15 protein-coding genes are annotated in these 14,934 nt (G+C 65.3%); 4 read left to right on the top strand and 11 right to left on the bottom strand.

What is annotated here, in order from left to right; translation table 11 throughout:
- Positions 1-35: 35 nt before the first annotated feature.
- From PCA20602_RS15950 to edd, 4 genes are all read right to left on the bottom strand, one after another.
- On the bottom strand, positions 36-569 hold the full coding sequence (locus tag PCA20602_RS15950) for a gluconokinase (protein ID WP_150722060.1): 534 nt from the start codon (positions 567-569) through the stop codon (positions 36-38).
- A gap of 84 nt (positions 570-653) precedes the next feature.
- The gene (locus tag PCA20602_RS15945) at positions 654-2,009 is read right to left on the bottom strand and encodes a GntP family permease (protein WP_150722059.1); all 1,356 of its coding nucleotides are present in this window, start codon (positions 2,007-2,009) and stop codon (positions 654-656) included.
- Between the two features lie 165 nt (positions 2,010-2,174).
- Positions 2,175-2,801 carry a bifunctional 4-hydroxy-2-oxoglutarate aldolase/2-dehydro-3-deoxy-phosphogluconate aldolase gene (gene eda, locus PCA20602_RS15940; protein ID WP_150722058.1) on the bottom strand — a complete coding sequence of 209 codons (627 nt, stop codon included), beginning with the start codon at positions 2,799-2,801 and terminating at the stop codon, positions 2,175-2,177.
- Between the two features lie 84 nt (positions 2,802-2,885).
- Positions 2,886-4,718 carry a phosphogluconate dehydratase gene (gene edd / locus PCA20602_RS15935; RefSeq protein WP_150722130.1) on the bottom strand — a complete coding sequence of 611 codons (1,833 nt, stop codon included), beginning with the start codon at positions 4,716-4,718 and terminating at the stop codon, positions 2,886-2,888.
- A gap of 468 nt (positions 4,719-5,186) precedes the next feature.
- On the opposite strand from edd, the gene PCA20602_RS15930 reads away from it, so the two are divergent.
- Positions 5,187-6,032 carry a MurR/RpiR family transcriptional regulator gene (locus tag PCA20602_RS15930; protein ID WP_150722057.1) on the top strand — a complete coding sequence of 282 codons (846 nt, stop codon included), beginning with the start codon at positions 5,187-5,189 and terminating at the stop codon, positions 6,030-6,032.
- A gap of 182 nt (positions 6,033-6,214) precedes the next feature.
- Here PCA20602_RS15930 and PCA20602_RS15925 read toward each other — a convergent pair whose 3' ends face one another.
- The 3 genes from PCA20602_RS15925 to PCA20602_RS15915 form a co-directional block, all read right to left on the bottom strand.
- Complete coding sequence (locus PCA20602_RS15925; RefSeq protein ID WP_150722056.1) at positions 6,215-7,195, bottom strand: NAD(P)-dependent oxidoreductase; 981 nt, start codon at positions 7,193-7,195, stop codon at positions 6,215-6,217.
- 116 nt (positions 7,196-7,311) lie between these two features.
- Positions 7,312-7,932, bottom strand: coding sequence for a 2-hydroxychromene-2-carboxylate isomerase (locus PCA20602_RS15920; RefSeq protein ID WP_150722055.1), 621 nt, complete (start codon positions 7,930-7,932; stop codon positions 7,312-7,314).
- Positions 7,933-8,041: 109 nt separating this feature from the next.
- Positions 8,042-8,458 carry a CopD family protein gene (locus PCA20602_RS15915; RefSeq protein WP_069340414.1) on the bottom strand — a complete coding sequence of 139 codons (417 nt, stop codon included), beginning with the start codon at positions 8,456-8,458 and terminating at the stop codon, positions 8,042-8,044.
- Positions 8,459-8,795: 337 nt separating this feature from the next.
- Here PCA20602_RS15915 and ruvC point away from each other — a divergent pair, with 337 nt between their 5' ends.
- The 3 genes from ruvC to PCA20602_RS15900 all read left to right on the top strand — a co-directional run bounded on the left by ruvC (position 8,796) and on the right by PCA20602_RS15900 (position 11,499).
- Positions 8,796-9,338 (top strand): crossover junction endodeoxyribonuclease RuvC, encoded by a 543-nt coding sequence (gene ruvC, locus PCA20602_RS15910; RefSeq protein WP_069340018.1) that lies wholly within the window; start codon positions 8,796-8,798, stop codon positions 9,336-9,338.
- 33 nt (positions 9,339-9,371) lie between these two features.
- Positions 9,372-10,445, top strand: coding sequence for a Holliday junction branch migration DNA helicase RuvB (gene ruvB / locus PCA20602_RS15905; RefSeq protein WP_150722054.1), 1,074 nt, complete (start codon positions 9,372-9,374; stop codon positions 10,443-10,445).
- Positions 10,446-10,512: 67 nt separating this feature from the next.
- Positions 10,513-11,499 carry an oxygenase MpaB family protein gene (locus tag PCA20602_RS15900; RefSeq protein WP_150722053.1) on the top strand — a complete coding sequence of 329 codons (987 nt, stop codon included), beginning with the start codon at positions 10,513-10,515 and terminating at the stop codon, positions 11,497-11,499.
- Between the two features lie 80 nt (positions 11,500-11,579).
- On the opposite strand, the gene PCA20602_RS15895 is transcribed toward PCA20602_RS15900, so the two are convergent.
- The 4 genes from PCA20602_RS15895 to tyrS form a co-directional block, all read right to left on the bottom strand.
- Positions 11,580-12,308, bottom strand: a complete 729-nt coding sequence (locus PCA20602_RS15895; protein ID WP_150722052.1) for a histidine phosphatase family protein — start codon at positions 12,306-12,308, stop codon at positions 11,580-11,582.
- Positions 12,309-12,351: 43 nt separating this feature from the next.
- Complete coding sequence (locus PCA20602_RS15890) at positions 12,352-12,978, bottom strand: YbhB/YbcL family Raf kinase inhibitor-like protein (protein WP_150722051.1); 627 nt, start codon at positions 12,976-12,978, stop codon at positions 12,352-12,354.
- Positions 12,979-13,130: 152 nt separating this feature from the next.
- Positions 13,131-13,610 carry a D-aminoacyl-tRNA deacylase gene (dtd, locus tag PCA20602_RS15885; RefSeq protein WP_150722050.1) on the bottom strand — a complete coding sequence of 160 codons (480 nt, stop codon included), beginning with the start codon at positions 13,608-13,610 and terminating at the stop codon, positions 13,131-13,133.
- Positions 13,611-13,636: 26 nt separating this feature from the next.
- Positions 13,637-14,881, bottom strand: a complete 1,245-nt coding sequence (tyrS, locus tag PCA20602_RS15880) for a tyrosine--tRNA ligase (protein ID WP_150722049.1) — start codon at positions 14,879-14,881, stop codon at positions 13,637-13,639.
- Positions 14,882-14,934 lie beyond the last annotated feature (53 nt).

Genomic DNA, 14,934 nt, shown 5'->3' with positions numbered 1-14,934 from the left:
CCGGCGCGCGAAGCGCCGGTTGGGGGAATAAACCGCTATTGTACGCGCGCCGACCCGGCGGACGTCAGCGGTATGCCGCCGGGGCAGGCGGCGAGCTTGTGCAGGAGGGTTTCGACGATCGCCTCGGGCGATTCGCGGATGTCGATGATCAGCGCATCGCGCGGCTCTTCGAGCGTGCTGAACTGGCTTTGCAGCAACGCCGGATCGAAGAAATGCCCCGAGCGCGACGCCAGACGCTCGCCGATCACTTCGGGCGCGCCCTTGAGGTAGACGAACACGACGTCGCCGTCGTGCTCACCGAGCACATCGCGATAGCGGGCACGCAATGCCGAGCATGCGAACACGTGATGACGCCCCGCCACACGACGCGCGACGATGGCCTCGCGAATCGCGGCAAGCCACGGTGCGCGGTCCGCGTCGTTGAGCGCTTCGCCCCGACGCATCTTCTCGATGTTCGCGGGGCTGTGAAACGAATCCGCGTCGGAAAACCCGCAGCCCAGACGGTCGGCGAGCATTTGCCCGACCGTGCTCTTGCCGCTGCCCGATACGCCCATTACCACGACGATCATGGCTCGCCTCCTTGTTCCGTGCCGGCTCGCGCCGGCGTGTTGCTCTTGCTGCATGCCCTGCCTCATCCGTGCCACCCGCTTGCCTCAGACCACCGTTGCGAGGCCGAGCGTGAGCAGGAGCGCTACAACCGAGATGATCGTCTCGCAAACCGTCCACGTCTTGAAGGTCTGCGGCACGGTCATGTTGAAGTACTCCTTGACCAGCCAGAAGCCGCCGTCGTTCACGTGCGACAGAATCAGCGAACCCGCGCCCGTGGCCAGCACCATCAGTTCCGGCTTGACGGTCGCACCGGCCGCCGCCGCAATCGGGGCGACGATACCGCAGGCGGTCGTCATGGCCACCGTGGCCGAGCCCGTCGCGATACGGATCAGCACCGCCACCAGCCAGCCCAGCAGCAGCGGCGAGAGATGCGCGTTGTTCGCCACGTCGACGATCGCCTTCGACACGCCGCTGTCCATCAGGATACGCCCGAAACCGCCGCCCGCCCCCACCACCAGCGTAATGGTGGCGATCGGCGCCAGACACTCGTTGGTGAACTTCAGGATCTGGTCGCGATTGAAGCCGCGTTGCTTGCCGAACGTGAAGAAGCTCACGAGCGTGGCGATGAGCAGCGCCATCACCGAGTTGCCGATCAGACGCAGGAAGTCGTTGGCGAACGTCTTCGGTGCGAAGAACAGATCGGCCCAGCTACCGATGAGCATCAGAATCACCGGCAGCAGAATCGTGAACAGCGTGATGCCGAAGCCCGGCAGCGTGTCCATCGGACGGTCTTCGTCGACGAACTGGGCGAGCAGCGGATTGTCCGGATTGGGCACGACGTGACGCGCCATGAGCTTCGCGAACAACGGACCGGCGATGGCGGCCGTCGGAATGCCGACGATCAGCGCGTACATGATGGTGTGACCGATGTCGGCGTTGTAGGCGGTCACCGCCAGCAGCGCCGCCGGGTGCGGCGGAATCAGGCCATGCACGACCGACAGACCGGCCACCATCGGAATCCCCACGAGCACCATCGAGGTGCCGGTGCGCTTCGCGACGTTAAACGCGATCGGAATCAGCAGCACGAAGCCGACTTCGAAGAACACCGGCAGACCGACGATGAACGCGATCACGACCATCGCCCAGTGCACGTTCTTCTCACCGAAGAAACCGATCAGCGTGCGCGCGATGCGCTCCGCGCCCCCGGACTCGGCCATCATCTTGCCGAGCATCGTCCCCAGACCGACCACGAGCGCAATGTGCCCCAGCGTGTTGCCCACGCCCGTCTCGAATGCCTTGACGATCCCGCCCATCGGCATGCCCACCGCCAGCCCGAGCACGAGCGAGACGACGATCAGCGTAATGAACGGGTTCAGTTTGAAACGCGCGATCATCAGAATCAGCGCGATTACCGCGACAAGCGCGTACACCAGCAGCAAGTTGCCTTGCACCGCGACCATGGGGGGTCTCCTCGTTTGGCTAGATGGGCGGATGCCCGTTGGGCTCGCGCCCGTTTATTGAAATCCTGTTATTCGATGAAGCGGGTGCTGCACGACCTTTGTGACATGAACTACGCGGGACGACCTCGACCTGACGCCCGCGAATCAGCCATCAACCTTCAACCCTCAACCGCGCGGCAGCAGGCTCGCCGCGCGAGCGAGTCGCGTGATGCCGTCCCAGTCCTTCGCGTCGACCAGCGCCTTGGGCGTCAACCACGAGCCGCCCACGCACACCACGTTCGGCTGCGCCAGATACGACGGCGCCGACTCGGCGCTGATGCCGCCCGTCGGGCAGAAACGCACGTCGCGGAACGGCCCGTACAACGCCTTGAGCATCGGCACACCGCCCGACGGTTCGGCCGGGAAGAACTTCACCGTCTCGTAGCCATCGGCGAGCGCCGCCAGAATGTCCGAGGGCGTGACCACGCCCGGCAGCAGCGGCAGACCGGCAGCCCTGGCCGCCGCGCCCAGCGCAGGCGTGTAACCCGGCGACACGCCGAAGCGCGCACCGGCGGCCACCGCCTGCGCCATTTCTTCGGGACGCGTGAGCGTGCCCACGCCAACGATCAGTTCGTCGGACAGGCCCGCGACATGGCGGATGACGTCCATCGCCGCCGGGGTGCGCAGCGTGATTTCGAGCACTCGCACGCCGCCCGCGAGCAGCGCACGCGAGACTTGCTCGCCTTGCTCGACGTTGTCGAACTGGAGCACCGGAACCACGGGGCCGGCACGAACGATGTCATTGATGTCCATTACGTTTTCCTTGAATGCTGTGAGGTCTTGCGTTTTGCATGGTCGGCGCTTGTCATCCTTAGCGCACCTGTTGCCCGCTCGACGTCACTCAGTACTGAAGAACACGGAAGCGCCCGTCTCCGCCGCGCCCACAGCCGCACGCATGTGGCCGAAGAGCAGACGTCCGGTGTCGTCGCCCGACACAGGCACTGGCGCGATCTCACGCGCGGCCCAGTCCTGCGGCGACACCTCGGCGTGCAGCATGCCGGCGTTGGCGTCGAGCACGATCAGGTCGCCGTCGCGCACCCGCGCGAGCGGGCCACCGCCGGCCGCCTCGGGCGACACGTGAATCACGGCAGGCACCTTGCCCGACGCGCCCGACATGCGGCCATCCGTCACGAGCGCCACGGCGAACCCTTCGTCCTGCAAGACACCGAGCAGCGGGGTGAGGCGATGCAGCTCGGGCATGCCATTGGCGCGCGGCCCCTGGCCACGCAACACCACGACCACGTCACGACGCAGCTCACCGGCATCGAACGCGGCCTGGACCGCTTCCTGCGAAGTAAATACGCGTGCCGTTGCAGTCACGCGCCGATGTTCCGGCTTGACCGCCGACACCTTGATGACGCCCCGTCCCAGATTGCCGTGCATGAGCCGGAGTCCGCCATCGGGGGCGAACGGCTCGGCATGGCCGCGCAGGACGTCACGATCACCACTGTAGGCGCTCCCTGCGCGCCACGCCAGCCCTTCGGACGACAGCCACGGCTCGGCGCGATAACGAGACAGCCCCGGACCGGCCACGGTCTTGACGTCCTCATGCAGCAAGCCGGCGTCGAGCAGTTCGCCCGTGAGGAAGCCCATGCCGCCGGCCGCGTGGAAGTGGTTCACGTCGGCCTTGCCGTTCGGGTAGACGCGCGCCATGAGCGGCACGATGGCCGACAGCGCGTCGAAATCGTCCCAGTCGATGATGACGCCGGCCGCACGCGCCATCGCGACCAGGTGCAGCGTGTGGTTGGTCGAGCCGCCCGTGGCCAGCAAGCCGACGATGCCGTTGACGACGGCACGCTCGTCGACCACGTGGCCGATCGGGGTGTAGTCGGGGGTGTCCGCGCCGATGGCCAGCACGCGCGCGAGCGCCGCGTCGGTCAGTGCGTCGCGCAATTCGGTATGCGGATGCACGAACGCCGCGCCCGGCAGATGCAGGCCCATGATTTCCATGAGCAACTGATTGCTGTTGGCCGTGCCGTAGAAGGTGCACGTGCCGGCGCTGTGATACGCCTGCGATTCGGATTCGAGCAGCGCGTCGCGATCGACTTTACCGGTGGCGTACCACTGGCGAATCCTGGCTTTTTCATCGTTCGACAGGCCGCTGGCCATCGGCCCGGCCGGCACGAAGATCGTCGGGAGATGGCCGAACTGCAAGGCCCCGATTACGAGACCCGGCACGATCTTGTCGCACACGCCGAGCATGAGTGCCGCGTCGAACATGTTGTGCGAGAGCGCAATCGCCGTGCTCATCGCGATGATTTCGCGCGAGAACAACGACAGCTCCATGCCGGCATTGCCTTGCGTCACGCCGTCGCACATCGCGGGTACGCCGCCCGCCACCTGCGCCGTGGCGCCCAGCTTACGGGCGGCCTCGCGCAGACGTGCCGGATATTGCTCATACGGCTGATGCGCCGAGAGCATGTCGTTGTAGGCCGTGACGATGCCCACGTTCGGGCGACGCTGCTCACGCAGGATCAACTTGTCGTTGGCAGGCATGGCCGCGAAGCCGTGCGCGAGATTGGCACAGGACAGCGCGCCGCGCTGCGGAAAGCGCCCGGCGCTCGCGTCGATGCGGGCCAGATACGCGGCACGCGTGTCGCGGCTGCGCGCGGCGACGCGGGCAGTCACCGCCAGTACGGTCGGGTGCAGGGACTTCGTTTGCTCAGACATCATGCGGAAAGATTCACGCCGGTAACCGGTTTGGGGATTGCGGTGCCCCCGACGCGTCTGCCGGATGCGGGCCGCGCAGGCGACGGCTCGGAGACGGATCGGGGCAATTGGGAGCGGAGTTTAGTAGAAATTCTACACACCATCAATCGAAAGACATCCGCATTCGGGGTTTTACTGAGTCATTTCCGTAACTTATGCGCTATTGTGTCGTATTGAGAAACATCAATTCATAATGTGGAATGACGTATTTCTGTAGTTTTTGTACATTCCTGTCATTCGGGGGGCGGCAACGCGTGTGTGAACAAGCCGATGCCACGAGGCTTGCGGGTGCTATAGTGGGCGCCTGACCAAGCCGGGTTCGTCACGCCTGCGCCGCTATCGGCGGGTGACGTCACACCGGGCATAAGGGGGAATGACGCGGAGCGGCCATCGCTGCGCGTTTGCTTTTGTTGGTGCCTGCTGCCTGCCATGATTAACCGAATCGAAGCCACGCTGACCCAATTGCGCCCGTCCGAGCGCAAGCTCGCGACCTACGTGCTGGACGCACCGCGCGAAGTCGTCGATCTGTCGATGAACGAACTTGCCGAGCGCGCCAACGTCAGCCAACCGACGATCGCCCGCTTCTGTCAGGCCGTCGGATGCAGCGGCTATCGCGAATTCAAGATCCGTCTGGCGCAGGGCATTGCGCAGGGAGTGCCGTTCGTTCACCGCGACGTGCGGCCAGACGAGCCGGTGCCGGGCATCGCCAGCAAGGTGCTCGATCGCACCATCGGCAGCCTCATGCAAGTACGCAACAACCTCTCACCCGACAGCATCGGACAGGCGATCGACCTGCTTGCCACCGCGCGACGCATCGAGTTTTACGGCGCGGGCGCCTCGGGGATTGCCGCACAGGACATGCAGCACAAGTTCTTCCGGCTCGGCGTGCCCGCCGTGGCGTACAACGACCCGCACGTCTACGGGATGTCGGCCGCGTTGCTCGGGCAAGGGGATGTGGTCGTCGCCATCTCGAACACGGGACGCACGCAGGACTTGCTCGAAGCCACGTCGCTCGCACGCACGGCGGGCGCCAGTGTGATCGCCATCACGCACAGCAATTCACCGCTGGCGCGACAGGCGACGGTGGCGCTCTTTGCCGACGTCGACGAAGACACCGACGTGTATTCACCGTTGACGTCGCGCATTGCGCATCTGGCCATCGGCGACGTGCTCGCCGTTGGCATGGCGCTACGGCTCGGCGACCGCCTGCCCTCGCAACTGGCGCGTGCGAAGGAAGTCATCAATCGCCGGCGCACGGCGAACGACGGGAAGTGAAGCGCATCGCCGCGAAACACAAAATGCGAGGCGCAAAGCGCACGGATCTCAGCAAACCAAAATGACGAAGGGCGGAGCCTGCGACAGCACTCCGCCCTTCGTCATTTTTTGCCGTAGCGCGACGTCGATCGACGTCGCCGCTTCGGCAAGCTGACCGTCATCCGGTCATCAATCGCATCCGCTCATTGCTGGCGCGCTTGCGGATTCACCACGTTTTGCAGCGGCTTGCCGGTCAGCGCAGCGATCAGATTGTCGGCCGCGCATGACGCCATCGCGTGACGCGTCTCGTGCGTCGCCGAGCCGATGTGCGGCAACGCCACGACATTCTTCATCTTCAGCAGCGGCGAGTCGACCGACACCGGCTCACGCTCGAACACGTCGAGACCGGCAGCGCGCAGATGGCCGGAGGCCAGTGCATCGATCAGCGCCGCTTCGTCGATCACCATGCCACGCGCCGCGTTGATGAAGATCGCACCGCGCTTCATCTGCGCGAACTCATTGGCGCCGATCAGACGTTCGGTCGCCGGCGACAGCGGCACGAGCGTCACGACGAAATCCGATTGCGCCAGCAGGTCGGGCAACGAACGATGTTCGGCGCCGTACGCCTGCTCCGCCGCTTCGTTGCGCGAGCGGTTGCTGTACAGCACCTTCATGCCGAAGCCCAGCGCGGCACGACGCGCCACGGCGCCGCCGATGCGACCCATGCCGACGATGCCCATGGTCTTGCCCTGCACGTCGGTACCGAAATACGCCTCACCGAGACTCGACGTCCAGCCACCGGCCTTCACCAGTTCGGCCAACTCCACCACGCGACGCGCGCTTGCGAGCACCAGCGAGAAGACGGTGTCCGCCGTGGTTTCCGTCAGCACGTCAGGCGTGTTCATCAGCAAGATGCCGCGACGCGTGAGGTCGGGCACGTCGAACTGGTCGTAGCCCACGGAGACCGTGGCCCATGCCTTGAGCTTCGGCGCGCCGTCGAGCAGCGCAGGCGTGGCGTTCACGCCCACGCCGATGGCGCCGTCCGCACGGCCGAGCGCCGCCGCGAACTCGGCGCGATTGCCATCGTTCACGCCGTTGAACTCGGTCAGCGAAAAGTGCTCGGCCAACCGCTCACGCACGTCTGGCGGCACGCCCTTGTACAACACAACTTCCGGACGACTCATGCTGCTCACTCCTTGGGGGTTGCCGCGGCCTCAGTCCGGATTCGCCGGACGGCAGCGGTCGAAATCGGTCGAATTGTCTGAAACGTCTGACGAGAAGAGATCGGACCGACGCAGCGTCAGGCGGTCTTGCCACTGGCCTGCGCGAAAGCGCGCTCGAGAAAATCGAGGCGGTCCTGGCCCCAGTAGGGTTCACCTTCGAAGACGAACCACGGCGCGCCGTACACACCGGCGCTCGCCGCGTCATCGGTATTCGCGTCATAGGCCGCCTGAACGCTTGCGCCGTGCGACGCGGCGAGCAGCGACTTGCCGTCGAGCGACAGGCTGTCGGCAACGGCTTGCAACGTGTCGTCGTCGGCAATGTTCTGTTCGTCGACCCAAAGCGCCTTCGATATCGCGCCGATCAGTTCCAGCGCCTTGTCGGTACCGTGGGCGAGCTGCGTCGCGATCACGAGACGTGCGGACGGATCGGCCGACACCGGGAAAAACTGGGGGTTCAGGTTCATCGGCACGTCGAGATACTTCGACCAGCGCGCCAGCTCCACCAAACGATAGACCTGACGCTGTGGTGCGCGCTTGGCCAGCGGCAGACCGCCGGAGCCGTTGAAGATGCGTCCCAGATCCATCGGCTTGAGCTGGATCTGGACGTCGTAACGACGTGCCAGCGCCACGAAACGCGCATGCCCGAGATACACATAGGGCGACTGCGTCGCCACGAAATACTCGCAGGTCAGACTCACGGCAAACTCCTCTTGCTATCGGTGGTTGGCGCCTAGGATTAGCGCTTTCGCTACATGACGACGTGTGTGATGTGCGTAACGATACGGAAAACGGGCGTCCACGCGCCGGTCAGAACGGCTTGACGACAGCGAGGATCACCGCGCCGAGCAGGCCCAGCACCGGGATCTCGTTGAAGTAGCGATACCAGCGATGCGAGCGTGTGTTGCGTCCCGTTTCGAACTTGCGCAGCAAACTGCCGCAGGCGTGGTGATAGCCGATCAGCAGCACCACGATGAGCAGCTTGGCATGCAACCAGCCGCCGTAGCGGCCGATGCCGTAGTACAGCCAGAGGATCAGTCCGAAAGCGAGCGCGGGCACGGCAAGGATCGTCATGAAGCGATAGAGCTTGCGCGCCATGAGCAACAGACGCTGCGTCGCGGCCGGATCGCTCTCCATCGCAAGGTTGACGAAAATGCGCGGCAGGTAGAACAGGCCGGCAAACCACGAGGCGACGAAAACGATGTGAAGCGCTTTGATCCAGAGCATCGGGGACAGGCGGCCCGGGGGCAGGCCGTCGAATATTTTGAACAGCAAGCAATGTACAACAATCCGCCGTCGCGCGACGCGCAGCGCCCCGCGTCACCGCCCGCCAGCCCTGCGGCATATCGACGCGACCGGCCCCGGCACCCGCGTGCGCTCGCCTCACGATCCCCCGCATCTGCCGCACACGCCCGCCCACCGACTGTCTTGCACAACGAAACGCAGCATGGTCGTCGTCGCCGCTGGCGACTTCGCGCCATGCCCCGGGGCGGCTGTGCCAGAATACGGGCCATACTGGCTTTTTTGCCCCCATCGGCGCAGCCCGCCGATCACCGGCCCCCGCATGAGAATTCTTGGCATCGACCCCGGCTTGCGCGTCACCGGCTTCGGCGTGCTCGAAAAGCACGGCAACCGTCTGCAATATGTGACGAGCGGCGTCATCCGCACTGGCGACGGCACGCTCGCCGCGCGCCTGCGCATCATCTTCGAGAGCGTGGCTGAACTGGTCGACACGTACCGGCCCGATCAGGCCGCCATCGAAAAGGTGTTCGTCAACGTCAACCCGCAATCCACACTGCTGCTCGGTCAGGCGCGCGGCGCGGCCATCACGGCGCTGTCGGTCGGCGGGCTGGAAGTCTTCGAATACACGCCGATGCAGCTCAAACAGGCGGTCGTGGGTTACGGACGCGCCCGCAAGGAGCAGGTGCAGGAGATGGTCACCCGCCTGCTCACGCTGACCGGCACGCCGGGCAAGGACGCCTCCGACGCGCTCGGCGTGGCCATCTGCCATGCCCACAACGGCGACACCTACGCCGCGCTGTCCGAGGTTGCTCCGGCGCTCGCCGCCAAGGGCCTGCGCGTCAAGCGCGGGCGACTGGTCGGCTGATCGATCGACCGTCCGAAGCGCTACAATGCAGCCATGATCGAAACCGACAAACTCGCCGCCGAGCGCATCATCGCGCCGACCCCGGCCTCGCCCAACGAAGAAGCCTTCGAGCGCGCGCTGCGCCCCAAGCTGCTCGACGAATACGTCGGCCAGCGCAAGGTGCGCGACCAGCTCGAAATCTTCATCGAAGCGGCTCGCAAGCGCTCGGAACCGCTCGACCACGTGCTGCTTTTCGGCCCGCCGGGTCTGGGCAAGACGACGCTCGCCCACATCATCGCCCGCGAAATGGGCGTACATCTGCGCCAGACCTCCGGGCCGGTGCTCGAGCGTCCGGGCGACCTTGCTGCCCTGCTGACCAATCTCGAAGCGAACGACGTACTTTTCATCGACGAAATTCACCGGCTCTCGCCGGTCGTCGAGGAAATCCTGTACCCCGCGCTAGAGGACTACCAGATCGACATCATGATCGGCGAAGGTCCGGCGGCGCGCAGCGTCAAGCTCGATCTTCAGCCGTTCACGCTCGTGGGGGCGACGACCCGCGCCGGTATGCTGACGAACCCGCTGCGCGACCGCTTCGGGATCGTGGCACGGCTGGAGTTCTACTCGGCGGAAGAACTCGCCGGCATCGTGCGTCGTTCGGCAGGCCTGCTCGGCGCCGTGATCGCGGACGATGGCGCGTATGAGATTGCCCGCCGCGCGCGCGGCACGCCGCGTATCGCCAACCGTCTGCTGCGCCGCGTACGCGATTACGCCGAAGTGCGCGCCGATGGTCGCATCACGGCAGCCGTTGCCGATGCCGCGCTATCGATGCTCGACGTCGACGCCGTCGGTTTCGATGTGATGGACCGCAAGCTTCTCGAAGCCGTGCTGCACAAGTTCGACGGCGGCCCGGTCGGCGTCGACAACCTCGCCGCCGCCATCGGCGAGGAGCGCGACACCATCGAAGACGTCATCGAGCCGTACCTGATCCAGCAAGGCTTCCTGCAACGCACGCCGCGCGGACGCGTCGCCACGCTCGCTGCCTACCGCCACTTCGGCCTCGCCGCCCCCGGCAGCGCCCCGGAGAGCGGCTCGCTGTGGTCGCCGGACCCGACGACGGGCAAGTAAACGACGACCGGCCCCCGACACACTGCGACGTCCACGGCGACGTCTCATCGACCGACCCTCGCCCATCATGGCTTCGCACGACGACCTGCCCACACCGCCCCCGGCAACGCCCCTGCGGCCCGCCGGACCGGTGACCGGCGTGTCGGGACGTCTGCGGCACGCCATCGCCATGCGCCTCGTGAGCCTGACGTCCGGCCCGGGCGCGCCCCGTCTGAACTACGACACCCCTGACGGCGATCCCGGCCTTTTCGGCCCCGATGCCGCCTGCTGGCACGTGCACGGCGATTTCACGTCGATGATGATCGGAGGCGTAAGCGCGCTGCTGCTGCAATCGCTGCATCCGCTGGCGATGGCTGGCGTCTGGGATCACTCGACGTTCCGCGAGGATGTGATGGGGCGTCTGCGCCGGACCGCGACGTTCATCGGCGGCACGACCTTCGGAAATACAGCCGATGCCGAAGCGCTGCTCGAACGCGTGCGGCGCATCCATCTTCAGGTCAAGGGCACGGCGCCGGACGGACGGTCTTACGCAGCCTACGACCCTGCGTTACTGACGTGGGTCCATGTCGCCGAGACGTCGAGCTTCCTGCGCAGTTATCTCGTCTACAAGCATCCCGCGTTCTCACTTAGCGATCAGGACCGGTATTACGCGGAAGTGGCCCGCATCGCGATCGCGCTCGGCGCGCGCGACGTGCCGACAAGCGTGGCGCAGATCGACGACTATCTCGAATCGATGCGCCCGTCGCTCGTCGCCAGCGAACGCACGGCGGAAGTCGTGCGCGTGCTGCGCAACTTGCCCGCGCCGTTCGCAGGCGCTCGCGTGTTCAGTGGATTGTTGTTTCGCGCAGGCATCGATCTGCTGCCCGACTGGTCGCAGACGATGCTCGGCTTCGACGACCGGGCGACGCTTCGCCGCCTGACGGTGCGGCCTGCCGTGCGTCATATGGCGCAGGTCGCGCGCTGGTCGATGCGCAACAGCGTGGCGCATCGTGCACGACGCCGTGCGCTTGCTCCCCCTGCGGTCGTCGTCACGACGCCATCGTTGGAGCGCTAGGTTGGCGCGCCGGGGTAGTCCGTAAGTCCGTTAGCCATTAGCCCCTTAACCCCTTGCCCCGGAAGGCGCGCCTCAACGCATCACACCACGCGCGGGTCGACGCGATCGCCTGCGGCGACTTCGATCGGCTTGTCATTGCTTTCATCACGCACGGCGTCGTCGAGATGCGTGACGTCTCCCCAGCTCAGCACCTGCCACCGCTCGCCGTCGTACGCCAGACGGTTCACGCTCGCATTGAGCAACGGGTACGCGCGCGGCTCGGTCAGTGCGAGCCCCGTCGCCAGCCGATAGCAGCAGTCCAGCACCCCGCCATGCGCGACGAGCGCCACACGCTGGCCGGCATAGTCGCCCAGCAACTGCGTGACGAAATCGGTGATGCGCGTGTAGAAACCGCGCATCGATTCACCACCAGGAATCGTGAAGCCCGGATCGCGGGTCTGCCAACGCGCGTAGTCCTGCGGAAATTCCGCCTGAATCTCATCGGGCACGCGCGTCTCGAACGCGCCGTAATGACGCTCCCGAAGACGCGCCGTGCGCACGAGCGGCAATCCACACGCCAGCGCGACGGGTTCCGCCGTCTGCACTGCGCGCTGCAAGTCGCTCGTCAACACGTGATCGAACACACTGCCATGCACCGCCACCTCACGCGCAATACGCTCCCCAAGCAGCACCGCCTGACGCTCGCCCTCGGCCGAGAGCGGAATGTCGGTGTGCCCCTGAATCCGTTTGATACGGTTCCAGTCGGTTTCGCCGTGGCGAATCAGGGTGAGCGTGGTCGTCGTAGTCGTCGTGGCGGTCGTGCGGGTCATCGATGGCAATTGCGTTGGATGAGGAAAAACCGGCGGCTCGCCTTCAGAGCGCCTTCGGGTTGAGCGTGTAGGTGCCGGTCACGCTGGCGCTGCCCAGCACGTGCGGCTTGATCGCGGCAAGCACGTCGTTGCCGTCGAAACGGCCGTCGAGCGGCACGCGGGCCACGTCGAGCGCATAGACGGTGAAGTGGTAGTGGTGAACGATCGTGTCGTTCCACGGCGGGCACGGGCCGTCATAGCCGTAGTAGTCGCCCTTCATCGAGTCGTCTCCGGCGAACCACGCGGTGTAGTCGTTCACGCCGTGGCGCATGCCGTCGAGCGCGTCCGGGCCGAACTTGCCGCGCGGCGTGACGTGATTGCTATGGCTCGCCGCCGGGATCTCGCTGACCGACGCAGGCACGTCGACGAGCACCCAGTGGAAGAAGTCGACGCGCGGCAGATCCGCCGGCACTTCGCGACCTTCCTTGTTGACGTCATCGCCCTGACTCGGCACGTCGCTGTCGGCACAGATCACGACAAACGAACGCGTGCCGGCAGGTGCATCGGACCAGGCGAGATGGGGATTCTTGTTCTGCGACAGTGCAACGTGCGACTGTGCGTCCGGTTTGCCGAAGGCGAATTGCGCGTCGATCGCGGCGTTGTCGGCAAACGAGTCACTCCAGACTTTCATCAGATACTCCCAAGCTGTGAATGTGTGATTTCGGAACCCATCGACGGTATCACACCGTCACGAATCACGTGCGGTAAGCCCAAGACTTCAGGACGATTCCGAGCGATTTTCGGGATGACGAGAGATCGGGCGATCGGGAGATGCCAACGATGTCAGGCAGCGTCCGGCGACGTTCGGAGCCAGAATGTCACCGGCCCGTCGTTGACGAGCGAGACGCGCATGTACGCCCCGAATTCACCGGTTTGCACGATGGGATGGCGCGCACGCGCCTGCGTCACGAAATGATCGAAGAGACGCTTGCCGTCGGCCGGGCTGGCCGCAGGCGTGAAACTCGGGCGCGTACCGCTGTTGGTATCGGCCGCGAGCGTGAACTGCGAGACGAGCAGCAAGCCGCCCGCAGTGCCCATGCCGTCGGTCTTGCCGTCGAGACTGGACACGCTGCGGTTCATCTTGCCCGCCTCGTCGGAAAACACGCGGTAGCCGAGCAGCTTCGTGAGCAGCTTGTCTGCGCTCGCCTCGGTGTCGCCGCGCTCGGCGCACACGAACGCGAGCAGCCCCGGGCCGATCGCGCCCACGGTGCGGCCATCGACCGTCACCGCGGCTTCGAGCACACGCTGAATGAGCGCGATCATCGCAGTCCTTCAGGAAGTGCCGACGCTCAGGCGAGCGTCACGCGCGCAAAGCGGCGCTTGCCCACTTGCACGACGTAAGTCCCGGCGTCGATCTTCGCGCCCTTGTCGGACACGACTTCGCCATCGATACGCACACCGCCCTGCTCGATGTTGCGGTTGGCTTCCGACGTCGACGGCACGAGTCCCGCCTGCTTGAGCAGTTGGGCAATGCCCAGCGGTGCGCCATCGAGGGAAACTTCCGGAATATCGTCCGGCACGCCGCCCTTGGCGCGCGCATTGAAGTCTTCGAGCGCACGCTCGGCGTCGGCCTGCGAGTGGAAGCGCGCCACGATCTCCTGACCGAGCAGCACCTTCACGTCGCGCGGGTTGCGGCCGCCTTCGACATCCTTGCGCAGTTGGGCGATCTCTTCGAGCGAGCGGAACGACAGCAGCTCGTAGTAGCGCCACATCAGATCGTCCGAGATGCTCATCAGCTTGCCGAACATCTCGCTCGGTTTCTCGCTGATACCGATGTAGTTGTTCTTGGACTTCGACATCTTCTCGACGCCATCCAGCCCTTCGAGCAGCGGCATCGTCAGAATGCACTGCGGCTCCTGACCGTATTGCTTCTGCAATTCACGGCCCACGAGCAGGTTGAACTTCTGATCCGTGCCGCCGAGTTCGAGATCGGACTCCAGCGCGACCGAATCGTAGCCCTGCATCAGCGGGTAGAGGAATTCGTGGATGGCGATGGGCACGCCGCCCTGGAAACGCTTCGTGAAGTCTTCACGCTCGAGCATGCGCGCCATGGTGTAGCGCGAGGCGAGCTTGATCATGCCGTCCGCGCCCAGCTTCATCGACCATTCGCTGTTGTAGCGGATTTCGGTCTTTTCGCGGTCGAGCACCAGTGCCGCCTGCTCGAAATACGTCTTGGCGTTGGTCTCGATCTGCTCGCGGGTGAGCGGCGGACGCGTGCTGTTGCGGCCCGACGGATCACCGATCAGCGAGGTGAAATCGCCGATCAGGAAGATGACGGTGTGCCCCAGATCCTGCAACTGGCGCATCTTGTTGAGCACCACCGTGTGGCCGATGTGAATGTCGGGCGCGGTCGGATCGAGACCCAGCTTGATGCGCAGCGGCTTGCCCGTCGCTTCGCTGCGAGCCAGCTTCTGCAGGAACTCCTCTTCGACGAGCAGTTCGTCGCAACCGCGCTTGGCAATGGCCAGGGCAGCGCGTGCGGCATCGGTCACGGGGTACTTCTTTTCCGAGGTGAGTGCGTGTTCACTTGTCATAACATCATTGTCCAGACTGCGTCGGGGGTTTCCCCTTATCCAGTCAGTAGAGG

The organism is Pandoraea capi (genome assembly GCF_902459735.1).
Classification (GTDB): domain Bacteria; phylum Pseudomonadota; class Gammaproteobacteria; order Burkholderiales; family Burkholderiaceae; genus Pandoraea; species Pandoraea capi.
The sequence above is the reverse complement of the archived record's forward strand: the minus strand, read 5'-3'. Positions and strand labels throughout refer to the sequence as shown.